General features: G+C 33.7%; 19 protein-coding genes. 2 read left to right on the top strand and 17 right to left on the bottom strand.

Annotation, left to right across the window (positions count from 1 at the left end):
• Positions 1–280: 280 nt before the first annotated feature.
• The 14 genes from istB to CYTFE_RS0115810 form a co-directional block, all read right to left on the bottom strand.
• Positions 281–1,018 (bottom strand): IS21-like element helper ATPase IstB, encoded by a 738-nt coding sequence (istB, locus tag CYTFE_RS0115870; RefSeq protein ID WP_027472598.1) that lies wholly within the window; start codon positions 1,016–1,018, stop codon positions 281–283.
• Between the two features lie 2 nt (positions 1,019–1,020).
• Complete coding sequence (gene istA, locus CYTFE_RS0115865; RefSeq protein ID WP_027472597.1) at positions 1,021–2,574, bottom strand: IS21 family transposase; 1,554 nt, start codon at positions 2,572–2,574, stop codon at positions 1,021–1,023.
• Positions 2,575–2,948: 374 nt separating this feature from the next.
• Positions 2,949–3,119 carry a hypothetical protein gene (locus CYTFE_RS30070; RefSeq protein ID WP_154665683.1) on the bottom strand — a complete coding sequence of 57 codons (171 nt, stop codon included), beginning with the start codon at positions 3,117–3,119 and terminating at the stop codon, positions 2,949–2,951.
• Between the two features lie 114 nt (positions 3,120–3,233).
• Positions 3,234–5,561, bottom strand: coding sequence for an outer membrane beta-barrel family protein (locus CYTFE_RS0115855; RefSeq protein WP_027472596.1), 2,328 nt, complete (start codon positions 5,559–5,561; stop codon positions 3,234–3,236).
• Positions 5,562–5,574: 13 nt separating this feature from the next.
• The gene (locus CYTFE_RS0115850) at positions 5,575–7,782 is read right to left on the bottom strand and encodes a peptidase domain-containing ABC transporter (protein ID WP_044214290.1); all 2,208 of its coding nucleotides are present in this window, start codon (positions 7,780–7,782) and stop codon (positions 5,575–5,577) included.
• Positions 7,779–9,065 (bottom strand): radical SAM/SPASM domain-containing protein, encoded by a 1,287-nt coding sequence (locus CYTFE_RS0115845; RefSeq protein ID WP_027472594.1) that lies wholly within the window; start codon positions 9,063–9,065, stop codon positions 7,779–7,781. Before CYTFE_RS0115845 ends, CYTFE_RS0115850 begins: the two co-directional genes overlap by 4 nt.
• Positions 9,066–9,086: 21 nt before the next feature.
• Positions 9,087–9,425, bottom strand: a complete 339-nt coding sequence (locus CYTFE_RS31995; protein ID WP_027472593.1) for a LytR/AlgR family response regulator transcription factor — start codon at positions 9,423–9,425, stop codon at positions 9,087–9,089.
• A gap of 320 nt (positions 9,426–9,745) precedes the next feature.
• A complete protein-coding gene (locus tag CYTFE_RS0115835) occupies positions 9,746–10,453 on the bottom strand; it encodes a TetR/AcrR family transcriptional regulator (RefSeq protein ID WP_027472592.1) in 708 nt (235 codons plus the stop codon).
• 177 nt (positions 10,454–10,630) lie between these two features.
• Positions 10,631–10,837: a hypothetical protein gene (locus CYTFE_RS30875; RefSeq protein ID WP_027472591.1), complete on the bottom strand. Its 207-nt coding sequence runs from the start codon at positions 10,835–10,837 to the stop codon at positions 10,631–10,633.
• 188 nt (positions 10,838–11,025) lie between these two features.
• Positions 11,026–11,187, bottom strand: a complete 162-nt coding sequence (locus CYTFE_RS30870; protein WP_200871473.1) for a hypothetical protein — start codon at positions 11,185–11,187, stop codon at positions 11,026–11,028.
• Positions 11,188–11,453: 266 nt separating this feature from the next.
• Positions 11,454–11,639 carry a DUF4372 domain-containing protein gene (locus tag CYTFE_RS30865; protein ID WP_200871474.1) on the bottom strand — a complete coding sequence of 62 codons (186 nt, stop codon included), beginning with the start codon at positions 11,637–11,639 and terminating at the stop codon, positions 11,454–11,456.
• A gap of 99 nt (positions 11,640–11,738) precedes the next feature.
• A complete protein-coding gene (locus CYTFE_RS0115820; protein ID WP_027472590.1) occupies positions 11,739–12,989 on the bottom strand; it encodes an aminotransferase class I/II-fold pyridoxal phosphate-dependent enzyme in 1,251 nt (416 codons plus the stop codon).
• Between the two features lie 753 nt (positions 12,990–13,742).
• Positions 13,743–14,237: a GNAT family N-acetyltransferase gene (locus tag CYTFE_RS0115815; RefSeq protein WP_027472589.1), complete on the bottom strand. Its 495-nt coding sequence runs from the start codon at positions 14,235–14,237 to the stop codon at positions 13,743–13,745.
• Positions 14,234–14,764, bottom strand: a complete 531-nt coding sequence (locus CYTFE_RS0115810; protein WP_027472588.1) for a GNAT family N-acetyltransferase — start codon at positions 14,762–14,764, stop codon at positions 14,234–14,236. Before CYTFE_RS0115810 ends, CYTFE_RS0115815 begins: the two co-directional genes overlap by 4 nt.
• Positions 14,765–15,327: 563 nt before the next feature.
• On the opposite strand from CYTFE_RS0115810, the gene CYTFE_RS30390 reads away from it, so the two are divergent.
• On the top strand, positions 15,328–15,561 hold the full coding sequence (locus CYTFE_RS30390; RefSeq protein WP_052343235.1) for a hypothetical protein: 234 nt from the start codon (positions 15,328–15,330) through the stop codon (positions 15,559–15,561).
• Between the two features lie 786 nt (positions 15,562–16,347).
• Here CYTFE_RS30390 and CYTFE_RS0115795 read toward each other — a convergent pair.
• From CYTFE_RS0115795 to CYTFE_RS26815, 3 genes are read right to left on the bottom strand one after another with little or no spacing between them, the layout of a single operon-like run.
• Entirely contained in the window at positions 16,348–16,584 is a 237-nt protein-coding gene (locus tag CYTFE_RS0115795; RefSeq protein WP_027472587.1) for a DUF262 domain-containing protein, read from the bottom strand.
• An 8-nt stretch (positions 16,585–16,592) separates the two neighbouring features.
• Complete coding sequence (locus CYTFE_RS0115790; protein WP_027472586.1) at positions 16,593–17,528, bottom strand: BsuBI/PstI family type II restriction endonuclease; 936 nt, start codon at positions 17,526–17,528, stop codon at positions 16,593–16,595.
• Complete coding sequence (locus tag CYTFE_RS26815) at positions 17,476–19,074, bottom strand: Eco57I restriction-modification methylase domain-containing protein (protein WP_052343234.1); 1,599 nt, start codon at positions 19,072–19,074, stop codon at positions 17,476–17,478. The genes CYTFE_RS0115790 and CYTFE_RS26815 overlap by 53 nt, the downstream gene beginning before the upstream one ends.
• Positions 19,075–19,868: 794 nt before the next feature.
• Here CYTFE_RS26815 and CYTFE_RS30860 point away from each other — a divergent pair.
• Positions 19,869–20,237 (top strand): reverse transcriptase family protein, encoded by a 369-nt coding sequence (locus CYTFE_RS30860; RefSeq protein WP_052343233.1) that lies wholly within the window; start codon positions 19,869–19,871, stop codon positions 20,235–20,237.
• Positions 20,238–20,325: the final 88 nt, after the last annotated feature.

The raw sequence follows: 20,325 nt of genomic DNA, 5'->3' as shown, positions 1-20,325 counted from the left end.
TACAACAGTAATTATGATTTAGACTTGGCTGATCTTTTGCCGCACAATTGGAAAAAGTCTAATAGCTGTCAGAATATTCCAAAAAACACCCACTAATTTCGATTAATTCCAAAAGATTCCAGTAAAACTTAGAGAATTCCAACGCTCCAATCGACACCCGGATTGGAGCATTTTTTTACTTTGCAATATGTAGTAGATGGCTATTTCGGAGTGACCATGCCAACGATTTCGGAGTAACCGTGCCACTTTAAAAGATGCTGCAATAATAAGAAAAAAAATGTTATTCACTCACTAAATATCCTTTTCTTAAAGATTCTCCTTTGAGATCTATACGATGTGATGAGTTGACCAGACGATCTAAAATAGCATCGGCTATGGTACCTTCGCCAATAATATCGTACCAGACAGAAACAGGTATTTGTGATGATACTATGGTTGATGTTTGATTATATCGATCATCTATTATGTCCATTAGAGCTTCTCTGGCATGATTATCAAAGGCCTGCAATCCAAAGTCATCAAGGATAAGTATATTAGCCTTAGATAGCTTCTTTAGCTCCTTTAAATATGTACCATCTACCTTAGATAATTTAAGCCTGGTGAACAATCGGGCCGTATTGGCATAAATTACCTTATAACCCATTAAACAAGCTTGGTGTCCCAGAGATTGAGCTAAGTAACTTTTCCCAACGCCAGAAGATCCGGATACAATTATATTTTCCTTTTTACTTAAAAAGTCAAGTGATGCCAAGCGCATAAACATGTTTTTATCCAAGTTTCTGGATGGACCATAATTAATGTCTGCCACATTAGCTTTTTGTTTAAAATCAGCTTGGGCAATCAGCCTTGCAATTTTACTGTTTTGCCGATATTCCCACTCCTGATCGGTAAGTAGAGCCAAATATTCATCAGGTGTAATATTTGTTAATTGATTGTTTTTCATATGCTGAAGATGTAAATCAGCCATAGCTCCTAGGCGCATTTGCCTGAGCTTTTCAATTGTTTGATTGTTGTTCATTTTTATTTATAAGCCGAAGCTCCATGTAAATTTTCGTGTGTAGGAATGTGTGGTGTATTGGACGCTTGCATTTGCTCCACAGTACCTTCTTTGTCCAAATTATTCTTTAAGATATTTTGTATGCGCTTGTAGGAAAAGGCACCTGCCTCAACAGCTCTCTTACAAGCATTATTGAGTCTCTCGGAGCTATAGGTGCGATGAAGTTGAATAATGCCCATAGCCCTTTTATAGGCAATTTCAGGATAGATACTATTACTTATTACACCTTGAATGCAAGCTACTACATGGACACCATGCTTAGCGGCTTTTTTCTCAAAATAAGAAGGGCTCCATTCGGTATATGCCTTGTGCGTACTGCTCAAATGGTTTTTGTTGGTAATGTAAATGCCCATCGCAGGATTGCGCTGATGAGATGCTATTCGTTCATGATTATAAAAGACCTCCACAGTTGATTTTGTATAATGAATCTGTGTTGATTTTCCAATATATCGATGCGGAACACTGTAATAATTTTTGTCGGGAGAAAAATATACATAGCCCATCTTTTGCACCTTGGCTCTACGATAATCTTTAAGTTCGTAACCCAACGATGGAAGTGGCTTTAAGTAACTTCGCTCAATAGATTGGAAGAGCTCTTTTCTGCTGGCTCCTTTTCGTGCTAGCAGGCGGTTGTTATAATCGATAAGCCGTTTTTTAATTTCCAGATTGAGCTCTTCCAACGAAAAAAAAGTCATTTCTCTAATGGGATAATAAATACGTTGATAGGCCAATTGAACGGCGTTTTCGACCAGTGCCTTATCTTGCGGAGCATAACTTCGGGTAGGGTTAATAGCACAGTTATAATGACGCGCAAAATCTTTAAAGGATCGATTGACATCAGGTTCATACTTACTAGCTCTTGTGACTGCTGATTTGAGATTGTCGGATACAATAGCCTTTGGAACACTGCCATAATACGATAATGCGTTGCCCATGCTCGTAATCATATCTTCTCGTTTCTGGCTCATAGAAGCCTCAACATAGGTATACTGACTATTGGGCAAGATGGCTACAAATACTTCAACAGGAACCTGCTCTCCAGTTTCTTTATCTACAATATGAAGTTTCTTACCTGCATAATCAATAAACACCTCATAACCGGCTTCATGCTCAAGTTTCATAGAACCTTTAATTTTGGCATGTTTTCGATTGTAATGCTCCATAAACTGGGTATAACCATAGGGATCTTTAGCCTGTTGTTTATACTCGTTATAATGAAAGAGAAAAGTAAAGCCTGGATGATTTATTGCTGCATTAATGCGTTCAAAATGCTGCATTAGTTCATTGTAGCGGTCATTATCAATGGTCGTATGAGAAGGGAATAGCTCTCTAAGTTTAATATTATCGAACAAGAGCAGTTCGTCAAAGCTATAGGCACAGGCCTTGAAGAGCTTCATGTATGTATTAATGGTATTGCGTGAGATACCGAGTAATGACTCAATCTTACGATTGCTCACTCCATCTTGATGAAGCGTAATTATCTGTTTTAAATCCATGGGATCAAGTTTATTGGCCATACCGCTTTTTTTAGCGATATAGTAGTTTTTACTTGATCTTTCAAAGTGGCACAAATTGAACCGAAACAAATGGCACAATTAGAAACGTGCCTCGAATTACTTACTCGTTGTTAGTGGCACAGTTTAAACCGAAATCACTGGCACAATGAATCCGAAATGGGTGGCATAAATCGAACCGCTGTATCCAGTAGTAGACCGCATATTTACTATAAAGTAGGCTTATGGTGTGGAGTTGGTTGTGTTTGGTTATGGTTTGTCGTGATTGGTTGGAATTGGTTATTTTTTGTTGAATGGTACAGAAAAAGTCGGCACTACACCGACTTTAATTTCAACATGATGGAAAGATATTGAAGAAATATTCCTTCCCTAAAAAGTTAGATCTTAGAAAGTACCTTCTCTGTGTTGCAACATTTTTTATTACGTTTATTTTTAGTAACCTCACTATCAGCAGCGCTTGCACCGCTTACTAGCATTGCTTTTTGATCTACTAATTGATTAGGTTCCAATGTTGCTACGAAGCTTTTAATTTTTTCAATTTTTGACATAGTGAATTCATTTATTTGTTAATAATACATCCAATATAGTAATGATAGTTAGATGTATAACATAGTGTGCGATGTAATCTATAAGCGTGTCTTCTTGGTCGATAAGTGAACTTCTCATAAACGATCTAATTCTTGAGAATTATTGCTATCTGTATTAAAAATATCCTTGAAATTTTTAAACGTATATTTAACGGATATCCTAACAATTCTATTATCAAAATCATTTTTCCCACCATTTGTTATATATTCATAGTTATCTTCCCAATTAATATTATTAGAATTTAGTATGTTATCCATATCTAATGATATTACCAATTGTTTGTCCAATAGTTTTAAACTAGCACTTGCCCATAAGTTATAATAACTATCATAGGTTGTTATTGCATCAACACTTTTGCTATAATAATCAAAACTTGAATAAAGCATGATTTTGTTTCCAATGCTAATGTCATTATTTATGGATAAGTACCAGCTATTTGTTCTTACTTGTTTTGTTTCTCCTAGATACGGTATTTTAATAAAAGGAAATTCTATTCCTCCAGATATACTATAGCTATGTATTTTACCATCATAAGCTTTGATTAGGCCAAGAAGAATTCTTTCTGATTCATCAATATTTATCGGAGTATATTTAATAATATCTGGATTTTCTGAATCATTGGTTGCAGCAAGAACAATCATATTAGTATAACGGGTATATTCAGATGAGAGAGATAAACCCCATGGCAATTCAACGTTTAAAGCCAAGTTCTTCTTTATAGTTGGTTTTAGAAAGGGATTGCCCTGTCTGTAAGATAGTGAATCATAGTATGTTTGGGTAGGGTTAAGGTCTGAAAAATACGGACGTTCAATTTTGTGATTATAGTGCATACTTATACCAAATTTATTTGAAGGAGAGTAAGATGCTAATAAGGATGGGAATACATGAATATATGAACTGTCTATAATAACCATTTCATTAAGGTTTGCATGTGTATTGGTATGTTCTGCTCTTAATCCAAATTCATAATCAACTTTATTTTTACTATGGTTGTATGAAAAATATATTGCTGATACAAGATCTTTGGTAGTTTGTTTATCCCAATAATTGATTTGCTCCTCATCTAAATTAACAGAAGAAGTAGTTCCGTTATTATTAATAAATGCAGCTCTCAGACCTGCATTTATACTAGTATTTTCATTTAGTCCATTATTGTAATGGCTGTTAAATGTAAAAACATTGTAATCATCTTTATTCTTGTTTTGGGTATTAATTAGATTTGTTGTTGCTTCTTTAATATTAGTATTTTCCTTACCTACTACCTTGGCATAATCTGTTGAAACATAAAGTGAACTTGATGGAGAAAAACTCTTAGTATGATTAATGCTAATATTGTGTTGATATGTTTTTTCTATGGTATTTAAGGAAATTTCTCTGTGAACCGTATCTGGAGAATTGCTTTTTATGATTTGCTGGAGGGTAAATTTAGAAAAGTCTTCATTATATCCGTTAAAGTGATATAATATTCTTGTTGTATTAGTTGAATCATGGTCGTATTCTATTCCTGTCAGAAAGTTGTGAGAAGAACTAGACGGATAGTTTTTGGAGTATGTAGTATTTTGTATTTGGTAATCGGACCTATTGTTTATATCATAATCATCATTATAATATTCTTTATTGTTCTTATAAAAGCTGTACGAAATTATATTTCTTATTTTTTCATATGGCTGGACAATATTTATCCCTGTTTTATTACTAAATTTTCTTCCAAAATAGGAACGGTTATAGAGTTCTGCGCTAAAATTACTTTTATTTTTTGTGGTTATTTTTATAACAGAGCTTACATCCGATTTTGTTGCTACTGATGGACTCTTATCTACTTCAATGGTTTTTATATTAGAAGATTGAAGGATATCCAACTCATGTGTTGAACTTATTTCGCGACCATCTATTATGATTAAAGGTGAGCCTTTTCCGAATATGCTTATTTTTCCATCATTATTTACTTGAACAGCGGGAGTGTTTTTGAGTACATCTATGGAATTTCCAAGTTCCTCTAATGCGGTACCTTCAACAGAAATTATAGTTCTACCTTCTTTTTGTTTTATTTTAGGTTTTCTTGCAGCTACCACTACTTCTTCGATGTCTAAGCCATTCATTTTAAATGTGCCTAGATTTAGGGAGTTATTTATCTGTATTAATTGAAGAATTTGTTGATATCCTACACTTGATATTTGTATAATACAAGAATTAGTATCGTTATGTTCGATATTAAATTTTCCATTCAAATATGCTCCCCCAGTTATAATACTGGAATCACTATTATTTAATAATGCTACTGTAAAATAATCTATCGGTATATTCTGCGTATCAACTACATCACCTTTTAGGTGAACCTTTTGTGCAATAGTGTTTATGTTATTTATAAGAAGTAATAAAAATATTAAATTATACTTTTCCATTATGTTAGTTTAGTTAAGTTGTATATTCTAATTGTAATTGATTTTTTACCAGAGAATAATAATGATTTTGCGTATTATTTAGTAAATCATTATGAGTTCCTTGTTCTATTACACTCCCTTTCTTCATGACTAATATATTATCGGCTTGCTTAATTGTGCTTAACCTATGAGCTATAATAACCACCGTTTTATTATAAAAATAATTGATGAAATTTTTGCTAATTTCCATCTCATTTCTAGTATCTAAAGCATTTGTTGCTTCGTCTAATATTAATATTTTAGGGTTCTTATAAATAGCTCTTGCGATTAATATTCTTTGTTTTTCACCTCCACTTAAACATATTCCATTATTTCCAATTATGGAATTATATTCCATAGGAAGAGACTCTATAAATTGATCTATACATGCAATCTTAGCAGCTTGTTTTATTTTGTTAATATCAACACTGGTAGATGTCATAGAAATGTTTTCTATAAAGCTGCCGCTAAATATATATCCTTCCTGAAGAACTACTCCACAACTTGATCTCCAAGAATCGATGTTAATATCAGAGATAGGATGATGGTCAATGAAAATATTCCCTTTCGTTGGAGGATAAAATCCGAGTAGCAATTTAGAGATTGTTGTTTTTCCACTTCCGCTTTCACCAACAATGGCATTTATTGTACCTTTCTTTATTTCAAGATTTATATTTTTTAATATGTAGTCTTGATTATTCGTTGAATATTTAAAATATACGTTCTTGAAAATTATATTCTTTGAAAGTTGTGTTTGTCTATCTGGATTATAACGATCTAGTTCTTTTGAGGTATTGTTGATATCATTTAACCGATCTAATGATATCTTTGCATCTTGGTAATCTCTTGAAAAATTTGTAAAAAATCTCAGTGTTCCTCCTAACTGACCAAGTATGTAATTAATACTAAGCATTTGCCCTAGGGTTAACTTATTTTCAATTACCCAATATGAACATAAACCAAGTATACAGACATTTCTTATAGTGTCCAGGATATCAGAGCCAACCGTTTGATAATTTTCAGTTTTTAAAGTTTTTAATTGTAAGGAGTTTATTTTATTTAAAACAGATTGTAAATTATTAATTTTTATTTTACTTGCGTTGTTAACCTTGATATCTGGCATACCTGTTACTAGCTCAAAATATTTATTTTTATATTCCGAATCTACTGAAAACCTGTTGTAATCAAGGATTTTGCGCTTTTTAAAGAAAAAACTTATCCAAAAGAATACAAGAATATTTGAGCATATATATATAGATGCTATTGCCATATTATAGTTCGATAATAATACTATGAACATAATAAAGTTTGCTAAGGTGATTAAGAAACTAATGGCATGGTTTGTTAAAAACCTTTGTAATATTTCAAGATCTTGTATCCTTTGGAGTAAGTCTGAACTTACTCTTTTAAGAAAAAATGAGATAGGTAGTTCTGTAACTTTGGTTAGGAAACTTCTTAGAAAGTTAATAGATAATTTGAAGTTAACTTTTAATAAAATAAACTCATATAGAGTTATAAATATAATATAACCAACAGAACAAGCTAATTGACCAAAAATTAAAATTTGTACTAAATTAACGTGCTTTTTTTTAATACCATCATCTATTACTCGTTGAAATATGGTGGGAATTAACCAGTTCATTAGCAGGGCTAATCCCATCAGTAATAATGCAACGATGTAAGATTTAGTATTGTTTGCAAAAATTGAATAGATATATTTTAAAATACTATTCTTAGGTTTTATTTTATTTGAAGTATTATCTGGACGGTTAAACTCTCTCTGAGGTTCTAATAATAGAACAATCCCTCTCTCATTTTGGGTGGTAGATACACCTAACCAGTTTCTAATAAAGTCTTCTTCGTTTAATTTTGTTAAACCAAAAGAGGGGTCAGCGATGTAATACCTTTTCTTTTTTTGATCAATTTTATATAGAACAACGAAATGATTTTGTTTCCAGAATAATATTGCAGGTAATGGCATTAATACCATTTCTTTTACATTTATTTTTACTGCCTCTGAGTCTATTTTTAATTTCGAAGCGGCAGAGCATAAATCTTGCAGTGTAATACCTGAACTACTTACGTCAACTAATTTTCTTATGTCTTCTATTGATATTTTTTTTCCATAATATTTAGATACCATTTGAAGACAAGTAGGTCCACAATCGTTAGAGTCTAACTGATGATAATAAGGAAAATTCATACACTTACCCTTTCGAATATTTGGGCATAAAACCTATTAAGTATTAATTCATCTTTCTCTTTTTCATCATAAGGACATCCATTAACACCATTTTCTAATGTTTTTTGAGCACATCTTTCTGTACATATGTGAGCTATTCTACATTCAAAACATAGGGAACTTGAAAATAGAGCATTATATCTAGCATCTACTTTCTCTTTATCCCAAATAATTTCTCCTTTATCATCTAACTTTCCTTCTTTTTTTTCTGATTGAAAGTCTCTGGCTGTACATTTGAAGACTTCACCATTGTAATTGATGATAGAAGAATTTAGTTTATTTCCTTCGCACCACATTGGGGTAGCTAGATAGTCTATATCATCAATAAAGAAACCTTTTTCTTCAAATTGCTTTTGTACTAAATTCATTAGATCTTTAATATCTCCATTGTCATAATCTTGCCATACTCGCTCGAATGCTAAATCCATTCTCTTTCTTTGGATATCATCGATGCCTTCAATATCGGGTAATACCTCAATTAGACTTGAAAGATTTTCTTTTGTGCAGTTGAATCGAAGTGTAGTATGAATATTTTCTATGGCAACTAATTTCTTAATATTGTTAACAATAGTGTCATAGGTACCTTTTTTGTTCTGTAAAAATCGTGTTTGATTATGTAGCTCTCTATTGCCATCTAATGTTATTTGAAAAGCTACTTTTGTTTCTCCTTTCAAATCATTTATAATGTTATCATTTAAAAGATAAGCGTTGGTTGTAAAACCAATGGTTAATTCAATATTGTTTTTTTTACATAGAAGTTTTGCTTGCTTTATACATGGCTGTATAATCGTTTTATAGCAAAGAAGAGGCTCTCCGCCAAAAAAGGATAATTCAAACATTTTAAGTTCCTTAATATTTTCAATGGTGTTCTCGATAAATAATAAGACAGAGTTTAATAATTTATCGGACATTTTTCCAGTATCTTTTGTTTCATAGCAATACCAGCAATTTAGATTACAGTTTAATGTTGGATTTATTGTAAGGATATATTTGCTTTTGTCGGCATATAAACTTTTACGATGCTCAATTAGTGAGGTAGTCTCATTGTAGTCGTCATCTAGAAGTAAAAAACCTCCTTTTTTCATATTTTCTTTCAGCTCACTGGGGAGTTTGTAAATACTAAGATTGTTGAAATCACTAATATATATAGGATCAAATATCAGATATTCATTACTTTTAGAGTTAAATAAAAATGCCTGATCTTCAGATAGTTTTATATATGAGTTATAAATGCTTAATTTCATTATTGTTATATTTTATAATTTTTATAAGTTAAAAGAGATGGCGCTTAAAGTGTCTTTTACAAGCTTTAGGTTTCGATGAGAAACAGTAAAAGTGATATTTCCCTCAAGTGTAATTTTTCTTGATTTATACCTAAATTCTTGAATATGTTCAGAATTTATAATGTAATTTCGGTTAACTCGTATAAAATAATCTGGAAGTTTTTTGCTTATTTCATTCAAAGATTTAGATAAAGAGAATGATGATGTATCATTTAACATGAAGGTTGAACAATCTCCACAAATTGAAATGTGAGTTATATCAGAGTATCTTACTTGCTTTATGCAGGTTTCGTTTTTTAGAAGCACTTTTTCCGTATTCATAATGATTGTGTCGAAATATTTAAATCTTCATATTCTTTGCCTGTATCAGAAAAGTCAAGCAGGTAATCATAAATAAACTAAACGTTTTTCTCATTTTAAATGGATTAAAGGTCAATAAAATATTCTAACTAAAAACAGTTTAAAGATATAAAATTATCAGATATAATAATTATATATTACTAATTGAAAGTGCAACTTATTCGTAATAATCTCATAGTTAGGATTTCTAAAAGTATTAAGAATAATCCTTTCGCACTTATAAATATGTTTATCTCAAATAAAAGGATCCTGAAAGAATCCTTTTATTTAAAATTATTTATTCAATATTGATCAATATCAATATTGGTTATCTCCATTATTTCATCTCTAGTCATTCCCTTACTACGAAGTCTTAATGCTATCTTCTCAACCTCGCTAACCTGCTTATTTGTTTCGAATAGCAAATCAATTAGCCAGTCAAGTGTTCTAATTAATTCATCCTTATGCTTTTTTTGAGTAAGGTCAACTTCACAGAAAGGGTATTTATCTTTATGAATGGTTACATAATACAAGCCACCAAGTATAATAGATAAAATAAAATTGAAATTTATTCCGCAATTACCAAGGATGGTTTTGCTTTGCTCTAGTATGTTTTTAGAATAAATTTCACGCTTAACCGTAATTGGGGTAGCTATCCCATCTTTGTCTGCCAATTCCCATAAGATTAACTGACGAAACTCCTCACTTTCCATCAAGGCTTCTGCTTGCTCCCTAATGAATGTTTTGGCAAGCCTATTCATGTCATCAATTTCCCTATTGCCATATTTCTTTAACGACTTCAGCCAAAATTCTTGCTGGTCGATATAAGCACGTAGTAAATCTTCAAAGTTTGAATAATACCTGTATATAGCAGTTTTATCCATTTTAGCCTCAGCAGCCACGGTATTAATTCCTAGCTTTGCAAAACCATGTTTTTGCAAGGCTAAGCCAACGGCATTGAGCAAATCCATTCTTGCCTTAATGGCATTGCTTTCTCTTTTGCTTATCATATGTCCTGATTCCCGATTTAAACAATAAGATGTAAAAATAAGCTTACATTCATAAACTACAAAAGATTACAACGCTTTGGTGTAATCTTTTGTCTGTAATCAATAGCGTCCTAAATAAATTTTTAAGCGAGGAGACATCGAGAATACAATGGGTTTAGAGCTCATAGAATTCATATTTTAAAACAAAACCCCTTGTATGGCATTAGGTCTATTCTCAGGGGGATCCTCAAAAGGTTTATCTAACCATTTTTGAAGATCAATTTTCACAAAGAGATTCAAGCGAATAAAGGCAACAAGATTTGATAGTCTCCATCCAAATTCAGAAAGAGCTTTTAAGTATTTTCGGACAAGTATGGTAATTAAGGCTGTCCAAACCTGAATCATTACAGCATTTTCACTTGTTCCGATTAATGATTTAAGTGCAGAAGCTGTTTTGTCTCTCTGAAGAATATCTCAATAATTTCATCTACAAGTACGTGTTGGTGCCTATTGTCGGGTAGTTTATTTTCTTTTATCGTTTTGAAATTCAAGTTTTCTTTATGGCGAACTACAAAATATACAGAGTTACTGTCTTAAACATCTAAAAGAGAGAAGTCGTTATAATACCTGTTAGTAACGATTACACTATTGGCCAGTAGCGGCACGTTATACGCCCCTTTATTATCAGCTGTTTTGCCATTGGTAATATTAATATAGGCTGTTAAATTTCCATCATAATCAAGCAATCTGTGCATCTTTACTGCATCTTTATTTGTTTTATATTTTGCCCAATCGAATAAGTTTAAACAAAGGCTTATGGTTGATTAGTCTAGCAGAAATATTTTTGACTTTATACGGAATTTTGTGTGTCTGAAATTTGTCTGCGGTCCTAATTGCGAGAAAAGCTTAAGATAGTAATTTTTAAAAAGTTGCTAGTCTCGATTCTTGTTTTGATAGCTAATTGTAGGCTTTGGGGGTGCTTTGGGTATCCCTAAGTGATTTAAATTGCCTGTTGCGGATTTTAAGCCATGCTTATACTTCGTACTGATTGACTTTTCGCAAATTGGCAAAAAAGCATTGAAGCTAGATGTGTCCAGCTGCTATAACCTTTTTGATGCTTATCTGTTTCGCGTTCCTTTACTATCGAATTAAACAAACCGCGATCCAGTTTTGAAATAATCTGAGAGAATAAATTTATCTTTGACATATGAGAAGATTTTTTTGTTGTGCAACTCAAAGATAATTTGAGATACTTAATATTCTACTCACATTTTTTAAATCGTTTAGGATGCTATTGGTCTGTAATCTATTTGAACTCCATTTCCTTGTTTATGCAATTCAATTGCTCGCAGAAATAATCTATATCAGACTGCGAGTGTGTCGCAGATACGTTCATCCTCAATCTTGAATCCTTTAGCTTAACAGCTGGGTAGGTAGCGGGGATAATGTAGACCCCATTTTCCAATAGCTTTCTAGCAATAACCTTTGCTTTCATATCATCCCGAACCATAATAGGAATAATGGGAGATTCTGAACGTCCCAAATCAAAACCATTTTCGATTAAAGTTTTCCTAGCATATTTTGTGTTCTCCCATAGTTTCTCGATAATCTGAGGTTCTTCAGAGAATACATCAATAGCCTTTGAAGCTGAGACGGCCACAGAGGGTGGTAATGATGCAGAAAATATACTAGGGCGTGATAAGTGTCTTAGGTATTTTATGAGCTGATCTGAACCTGCAACATATCCACCAATAGCTCCAATAGCCTTACTTAATGTACCTGTTATTACATCAACTTCATCCGATAGGTTAAAATGACTACAGGTTCCGTAGCCATTCTTACCAAGTACACCAACTCCGTGAGCGTCATCAAGAAAAATATATGCTCCATACTGTCTGGATAAAACACAAATCTCCTTAAGCCTTGGTAAATCTCCATCCTGAGAATAAACACCATCCACGATAACGATCATATTTCGGTAATTTCCTTTGGATTTCTCCAATACCATTTCTAGATACTTTAAATCATTATGACCAAATATCTTTACATTTGTATTGGCTAGGCCATCATACATACTAGCATGTATAAAGGTGTCAACAATCGCAATATCGTTTTTATTAAGCAAGAATTGCGCTACACCAACATTGGCAGCAAATCCGGAGGAGTATGTTAAAGATGCTTCTTTGCCATGCATTTTTGCAATTTTCTTTTCCAATTCTGCATGTATATCCAAATAACCACCAATTAACGGCGTAGTACTAGTTCCGACTCCATATTCATCAATAGCACACTTTGCAGCCTCTTTAACCTTTGGATGCATATTCATCCCTAAATAATTCGAAGAAACAAAACTAATAGCTGAAAGCTCTTTTCCACTATACTTATCAACCACCTTTACCTTACTTCCTGTTGGTGTAGTTGTTGTAATATCAAAAGCATTAGCTCTTTCGTTGTCCATCTGATCAATGAAAACCTGAAAATAATCAGCACTTTCATAAATATCTTTCCCTTCTACATCGATAAAATCTCTTGGGGTAAATAATTTTTTCGTTTTCATTCAGTTTTTTATGTTTGATAAAGGTTTAATCGTAATCCTATTTTTTTCTCGAAAGTACACGTTTGGTAAATAATAAATTAAAAGTGCGTAATTTAAATAATTTCAATCGTTTACTATTGTAAAGAATAAATTATGATTTGTATTATTGTAAATAATTTCAAATAGGAACAAATGTCAATCCGTTACATCATCAGCATAAATACAATCAAATCTGTGTTTTAATTAACATATCCAATACATAACACTCTGCGTATCTTTACTCCAAACATTTCGAAATTATTGTTAATCTATGCTAACTCTATAAGAGCTTATGATAGAAATGTCCTATTTAGTCTTTGCAAGAAAACTCCAAATACTGCGTTATTCTCATTTTTGAAACAGTCATTTACAATCAGTAAACTCCTTGGTTTCAAAAATATCGAAAGCCTTGTCTTTGAAGTTTTCTTATCAAAGACAGAAAAAACGGTCGTTTTCTTGCAGCCACTATCTATGATCATCAAGTAAATTCACGATATTACTAAACAATCATTTTTTTAATGTCGATTCTGTTGTTTGCATTTTTTGTCGCAGATAATTCTGAGGTACTTGCTTTTATATCAGAACTTTGACAAGCTGACCTAATTCGCTTATTATCTCCTTTTTCAAAAGGTACTTGTTTTGGTTTGATGATGACATCGTTTCTTTGCTAGAGCTTTATAAGTAAGGATTGGTATTTATTCCGCATATTTTGAAATTCAACGGCAGTTCCTCCACTTATGTTTCAATCAATTTTTTTGTCATTATTATTGATTTCTCCGATGCAAGATAATCAACAAATCCATGTTTTCTATAAAATCCGTATGCAAAATTCTCTCTGTCAACGCTCAACGAAACTCGTTTTAACTGTTTGTCTTTTAGTCTGTCAATCATAACTGTTAATAATTGTTTCCCAATTCCATTACCTCTGTGTCCATTTAGAACGGCCATGCTCAATTCTGGGGTTTCATTATCAACAAAACCATAACCTTTGATAAACCTAACCCAAATCGCACCTAAGAGTTTTCCATATTGTTCCGCAACAAGACAAAAGTCGCGAGTTTTCCCGAAATCTTGAATGTATTTTATCAAATCAGGTTGTTCAATAATCTCACGTGGCAAAACAATTTTCTTGTCAGCAACGAAAATGGCTTGATATAGCATTTCGTTAAGAAAAGAATATTCAGTCGGTTTAATTTCCCTTATTTCCAAGTCTTTCTCAATATTCCTCATTCTTTAATCTTTACATATCTAATCTCATCATAAATCTCGCTGTTTTTACAAACTGATTTCTTGAAAACAGCTTCTTTTATGTAACCACATTTCTCTAATACTCGCTGTGATGATTTATTAAATTCAAAAATCCCTGCATGAATCCTTACAATATCAAGGTTTTCAAATCCCCAACTTGTTATCAGATTTACTGCTTTTGTTGCAATTCCTTTATTCCAAAATGGTTGTCCAATAAAATATCCAATCTCCGCACTTTTCCTGTAAATATCGTCTCCAACTGAAAGGCTAATGTTTCCGACATATTCACCTTGAAATTCAATTGCAAAAAAAGTCTTTGGATTTTGTGAATCAATCATTTTTTTGAAATTCTCCGCATCTTTCAAGGTGTATGGTTTAGGAAATGCGTCTCTCAAATTAATACTCACTTTTTCATTATCTGCATACTCGGATAGCTTTACTAAATCTGAATCAATTAATTCTCGAATTTTTACATCCCCACTTTCAGCTGCTATAAGTTTATTTTTCATAAATCGTTATGAGTTTGTCGGTTTGTTATTTCTAATGCATGGTAACCTGTGCTCTATATGAGCAGCAGTGCACACAGCCGGAAGTCGTTGAAAAAGTTTGAAAATACAAATTATCTTCAATAAACCGCGGGTTTGGTTGTGTTTATTTTATCCAGAGGGTGAAACGAAGTTCACGAATGCTTTCATATAAATATTTGTATTCGTAAAGTCCCATCATGGGCGGAGGTAACGCACCGAACCGTTAGCATGTGACACTTTTTACGAATGTAAAAACGTAGTGGTATAGGGTGACCTATGCAGTGAAGATTATTTGTGAGCGATTAGCGCAGCAAATATTAATACAGTAATTATCAGGGGAGATCTTGTCAACTACGTGTTGGTTATGGCAAGAAGTCAGCCGACGCCATAGTATTCAACAGTAACGAGCTGCAATAAGATATGCAGAGGACTCACAAGTTGAAGAAGGGCTGAACTTTACGTCGCTATTGATCTTTGACGGAGGTAAAAGGATTTGAACCTTTCTAACCCCAAAGAAAGATAGCAGGGAATTGAAAAGAACAAGAATGAAAAGAAGAAAACGGAACACGAGCAATTTAATTGAACGGGTACTGCACCCAGCAAACTTAACCATAGCTTGCAAGGGAGTGGTAAGCAACAAAGGGGCGGGCGGTGTTGATGGTATGAGAGTTTCCGAACTTAAAGACTATCTCGACCAAAATCGTAAGCAACTGGTAGAACAACTTCAAATATGCCAATATCAAAACAAAACTGGAAGAGTTGGATGGCTGGCTCCGTAATCGTCTTAGATACTGCATTTGGCATCATTGAATTGGAGCAAAGCGGAAATCATGAACACTTGTGAATAAAGAAGCCTGACAAGAATGAAAAGGCGTAGCCTTATTCGGTTGGGCGTTGAAGCAGGCATGGCGTACGCTTGGAGCAGAAGCCGCATGGGTGGTTGGACTATCGCTCAATTGGAGCAAAGCGGAAATCGCTAACACCAATAAAACATAATCTTTGTTGGCAAAGTCCTATTTTAGGTACAACCATTACGGTGGAAAGACTCCAAAAACGAGGTTACATTCCCTTAGCTTCTATGTACAACCAAATTACTTCTGCTTTACCTACTAAATCAAATACACTATTGGCTCCGCCGATCTTCGATTCCCCATGGTATAAGGAACCGCCCAGTACGAGACCCGTATGCTAGGTGGTGTGAGAGCTTCTCCGATAGGCTAATTAATAGCCTATCGGCTGGCTACTCGATTGTTTTTCAGTGCTTTATCTTCCGAAGTCTGTCCGTGCGATGGGGCAGCCATACTCTTTGACAAGTTTTGATTTGTGGGGTGGCTCTTTGAGCGACTTGGCAATGTGTATGGTTGCGAAGGGTTAGGAATTTGCATCATATGACTTTAATAGCTTTTCTAATTCTTCTTCTTTTTCTGTATCATATATTGTCTTGTTTTTCTCATTATCTGACAAATAGTATTCTTTAAACGCATAATCCAAAAGTTCGTCACGGAAATTATCAATAATAAGAATAACAATATTTTTTAATCTTTCAACATCCTCAATTTCAAGAACTAAATCTCCTTCGTTACTGTCTTCATACTTACTCCCATGACCAATAGGATTGATTCAATAAAACGTGTCTTTTGAGTATCATTCCATCTAAATAACCTTTGAAATGCGGGATTTAAAACTAAGTCACCGTCTTTATACATATTGATTATTTCACCAATACTCATATGGTAACTGTCAGTTTTTATTTCTTTGCGTCCTGATTCAAGTTCTAAAAGTAATCTTTCTATTTCGCCCATAATTAAAATTATCTCGGTCCTAAAAATCTGTCACCGTTAAAGTGAATCATGTGTTCTGGGAAATCCATTATCCAAACTTCAGTATCCCAAGCAATGTCATTGGTATGTTTCTTAAACTCTGAAAAGTCAGGGAACGCAGAAACATAAATTTTACCCGCCTTGCAATCCTTTAGGAAATCTTCAAGTTCAACAATTCGTTTTGGCGACATTGGTCCGTGTGATGTAACTGCTTCAATTAAGTATAACCAATTTTTATCCTCGTCATAAATAACTACATCAGGTAATTTACTATGTTCAGTAATCGGAATGCCAATACTTTCAAGCTTTTCCTTTTCTATGTGCAAATCTTTGTTTTCAGTATCACCAACGTAGAGTAATGTTGAACCTTGCGCAAACCTCGAAGCAAATTCTTCAACTATTGCAGCTTGAACTTCATTGTGTTTTCCTGGTGATAACATCAATACTTTTCCATTCGCAAGTTTCAAAGGAACTCTTGACATTTCCCGTTCCTTACTGTACTTTTCTTTTAACTCCCCAATTTGAGATTTAAAGTTTGCAACCGCTTTCTTCCAACCTCTTGTTCTGTATGTTTTTATCGTTTCCAATGCGATTTCAGATACTGCGTAATGTGCTCTTGGGCTATTTACTGGCAAATCAGGAATATCTGGATTGTAATCAGCAATACCAGCCTGTACAAATTGATGAAGCACTTGTCTTCTAAAAGTTTCACGGGTGTTCGGAGCATATTCCTTATCGTAATTCTCAGAAATAAAAGTCATTATTCCTTTTGTTACTCCGTGACTTTGCTTAAATGCTTTAGACCATTTATCTTTTTCTTTGATATTACACAGTGCTAAAAGTGTATAACCAGATATTTCATTTTGTTGAGCATCAGGCAACCCCAACTCGTTCAAAATTGCTTGAGCTTCTTGTATTTTTGACATAAATATTTTCTAATAGTACTTCACTAATTATTTTATCAATCTCCTGTTTATTGTGGTTTTGTAATTGTTTAACTTTATTTCCAATAACCTCAATATCTTTAAGCGGGGGCATTTTAATTTGTTTTAATTCAGATGCACCAACTTGGGTATTGCCATTAAAGGTTCTGAAAAATGTATCAAATAAACTACTGCTGTAAAGCGCCGAAATTCCCCAAATTTCATTATCATTTAAATCGCCATTTGGTCGATGAATATAATTGATGTGATTTTCTACACCTACCATTTCTGTGTCAAAGCTTTGAGCGAAATAAGGACAACAAACCAAACGGCTTTTATCGTCTTTTGAGCTAAAACGCCTTAAAAAAATGTAGTTTTTGTTTTTTAACAGTACTTTTCGTGAATCTTCATTGTTTTCAATAAGACTTGGCTTGTTACCTTTTTGCAAAGGATAAGCAAACTCCATTTCTTTGACGTTATGAAGCCAAACCAAAGGAGCGATAGCTCCATTCACTTGACCTTCGTTTTTTAAATGGTCAGTACAACGGAATGCCACAACAGGACCAGTTGAAATCTGAATATTAAAGTCATTTAAGGTATTATTCCACTTTTTGAAAATCTTGATTGTATCAGATTCATTCTTATTTGATGGAATAAACAATACCTTATCTACAGACTTTAAATCAATAAGTTCGTCTGTGGGGTAAAGATATTCTGTAGGATTGAACAATCCTTTATCACATTCTGAAACTGTTACTTTGATTGAGGAATTTTTTGTTTTTGTAGCCCGTAGGATAATATTTTCCTGTAAAACATTATCATTCTTGAACATCTTATCACGTGATTCGAAAATATGAATATCAGAGATGCTTACCTCCTTAAAGAATGATTGTCTAAAGGCTTTAAAATAGTTTCCTGCTGCAAAACTTCTCGGAGTAATAAAAATAAGTTCACCATTGTTTTTGAGAAGTTTAGCTGACAATCCCATGAATATCGAATAAATATTTGGCTGACCGTAAACTAATTCTTTGGCAACAGAGGCTCTTTTATCCGCTTTAGATATTTTAAAGTATGGTGGATTTGAAATTATATAATCAAACTGTTTTACATTCTCTGTTCCGAATAGTGAATTTGAATTAAAAGCTTCTGAATTATCAAGTATAAAATCTAACTCAATTATTGTGTAGTTAAATCCTATATTCTGTTTTTTTAACCAATCGGCAAGATATTCAGCAACCGATTTTGTTTGTATCACTACACTATTATCTGTTTCGTAAAGTATTAATTCTATTTCTTTTATATCGGAATCCGATACAAGTTTTTCAATCAGAGAACATGACAGTATTGCTGTGCCACAACCAGGGTCAAGGATAGAAATCTTGTCCGATTTTGGTTTGGCAAGATTCGCCATGAAGTCAGAAATCTGTTTTGGTGTAAAAAACTGTCCATTATCCTTTTTATGCTTGTCCGATGTAGAAGTCGCATAAGTAAGCCCAATGTAATCAGCATATTCTGACGGTAAGTTATATTTTTCATTTAACTCTATCATTCTACAAAGGTAACGATTCTTGTGCGCGATGGCAAAAAATTGGCTCTTTTGCAAGCTGAAGCATCAGCCTGTGGGTTAGAGCTTGTAAATGTGCCAAATGTGCGTTGGCATTTCGTGCACTCTCTTAGCATTAAACACAACGGTAAATTGTATGAGTAGTGGCAGATTGCGTTGCACTTTCTTGTCAAACCGCTACGCAGTTTGAGCGGGCTACAATCCTTGATATTTGGCGCTTTTCCTGCCATTACGTATATTTATTGTGTGTGCCCTGCATGTGCTGCAGTACACCCACACCCGAAGTTGTTGAAAAAGTTTGAAAATACAAATTATCTTCAATAAACCGCGGGTTTGGTTGTATTTGTTTTATCCAGAGGGTGAAACGAAGTTCACGAATGCTTTCATATAAACATTTGTATTCGTAAAGTCCCATCACGGGCGGAGGTAACGCTCCGAACCGTTAGCAAGTGACACTTTTTACGAATGTAAAAACGTAGTGGTATGGGGTGACCTATGCAGTGAAGATTATTTGTGAGCGATTAGCGCAGCAAATATTATATATAGCACTTACCAGGGGAGAGCTCTGTAATTACGAGTTAATAGAGCAGAGCAGTCAGCAAAAGCCATAGTAGCTTTGGAAAACGAGCCATTCTTACGAATACCACGCTAAGCATGGAGGTCTCATAGATAAGTGAAGGGCTGAACTTTATATCGCTATAAATCTTTGGCGGAGGTAAAAGGATTCGAGCCTTTCCAGCCCCAAAGAAGATTAGCAGGGAACAGGGATTAGCTAAGAAATGAAAAGAAGAAAACGGGACACTAATCATTTAATTGAACGGGTACTTTACCCTGCAAACTTAACCATAGCTTGCAAGGAAGTGGTACGTAATAAAGGTGCAGGCGGTATAGATGGTATGTCAGTTTCCGAACTTAAACACCATCTAGATTTACACCGTAATCAATTGGTTGAAGAGATGCTGACTTGTGCATATTTGCCACAATCCATCAGAGGCAAAGAAATACCCAAAGGAGGTGGTAAAACCCGTCAACTAGGTATTCCTACTGCTATTGACCGTATGCTGATGATTTTAGCATCTATTGCAAAACGAAATCGCAGGCTAGGAAGGTCGGAAATGACATTTACATATTTCTTAGGGATAAATTAAAACTCCCTATCAATAGAGACAAAAGTGGCATCAGACGACCAGTAAACTTCCAAATACTCGGCTTCGGTTTTGTACCGATCTATAAGAA

The sequence above is a fragment of the Saccharicrinis fermentans DSM 9555 = JCM 21142 genome (assembly GCF_000517085.1).
Classification (GTDB): Bacteria; Bacteroidota; Bacteroidia; order Bacteroidales; family Marinilabiliaceae; genus Saccharicrinis; species Saccharicrinis fermentans.
This window is presented reverse-complemented; position numbering and strand designations above follow the sequence as displayed.

Excerpts from the sequence above, each read along its gene's own strand:
- CYTFE_RS0115845 (WP_027472594.1), bottom strand. The coding sequence starts at position 9,065 with ATGAAATTAAGCATTTATAACTCATATATAAAACTATCTGAAGATCAG.
- istB (WP_027472598.1), bottom strand. The coding sequence starts at position 1,018 with ATGAACAACAATCAAACAATTGAAAAGCTCAGGCAAATGCGCCTAGGA.
- CYTFE_RS30860 (WP_052343233.1), top strand. The coding sequence starts at position 19,869 with ATGAAAAGAAGAAAACGGGACACTAATCATTTAATTGAACGGGTACTT.
- CYTFE_RS30870 (WP_200871473.1), bottom strand. The coding sequence starts at position 11,187 with ATGCACAGATTGCTTGATTATGATGGAAATTTAACAGCCTATATTAAT.
- CYTFE_RS30070 (WP_154665683.1), bottom strand. The coding sequence starts at position 3,119 with ATGTCAAAAATTGAAAAAATTAAAAGCTTCGTAGCAACATTGGAACCT.
- CYTFE_RS30875 (WP_027472591.1), bottom strand. The coding sequence starts at position 10,837 with ATGATTCAGGTTTGGACAGCCTTAATTACCATACTTGTCCGAAAATAC.
- CYTFE_RS30390 (WP_052343235.1), top strand. The coding sequence starts at position 15,328 with ATGAAAAGAAGAAAACGGAACACGAGCAATTTAATTGAACGGGTACTG.
- CYTFE_RS0115810 (WP_027472588.1), bottom strand. The coding sequence starts at position 14,764 with ATGAAAAATAAACTTATAGCAGCTGAAAGTGGGGATGTAAAAATTCGA.
- CYTFE_RS0115855 (WP_027472596.1), bottom strand. The coding sequence starts at position 5,561 with ATGGAAAAGTATAATTTAATATTTTTATTACTTCTTATAAATAACATA.
- CYTFE_RS0115815 (WP_027472589.1), bottom strand. The coding sequence starts at position 14,237 with ATGAGGAATATTGAGAAAGACTTGGAAATAAGGGAAATTAAACCGACT.
- CYTFE_RS0115820 (WP_027472590.1), bottom strand. The coding sequence starts at position 12,989 with ATGAAAACGAAAAAATTATTTACCCCAAGAGATTTTATCGATGTAGAA.
- CYTFE_RS0115835 (WP_027472592.1), bottom strand. The coding sequence starts at position 10,453 with ATGATAAGCAAAAGAGAAAGCAATGCCATTAAGGCAAGAATGGATTTG.
- CYTFE_RS0115795 (WP_027472587.1), bottom strand. The coding sequence starts at position 16,584 with ATGGGCGAAATAGAAAGATTACTTTTAGAACTTGAATCAGGACGCAAA.
- istA (WP_027472597.1), bottom strand. The coding sequence starts at position 2,574 with ATGGCCAATAAACTTGATCCCATGGATTTAAAACAGATAATTACGCTT.
- CYTFE_RS26815 (WP_052343234.1), bottom strand. The coding sequence starts at position 19,074 with ATGATAGAGTTAAATGAAAAATATAACTTACCGTCAGAATATGCTGAT.
- CYTFE_RS0115790 (WP_027472586.1), bottom strand. The coding sequence starts at position 17,528 with ATGTCAAAAATACAAGAAGCTCAAGCAATTTTGAACGAGTTGGGGTTG.
- CYTFE_RS30865 (WP_200871474.1), bottom strand. The coding sequence starts at position 11,639 with ATGTCAAAGATAAATTTATTCTCTCAGATTATTTCAAAACTGGATCGC.
- CYTFE_RS0115850 (WP_044214290.1), bottom strand. The coding sequence starts at position 7,782 with ATGAATTTTCCTTATTATCATCAGTTAGACTCTAACGATTGTGGACCT.
- CYTFE_RS31995 (WP_027472593.1), bottom strand. The coding sequence starts at position 9,425 with ATGAATACGGAAAAAGTGCTTCTAAAAAACGAAACCTGCATAAAGCAA.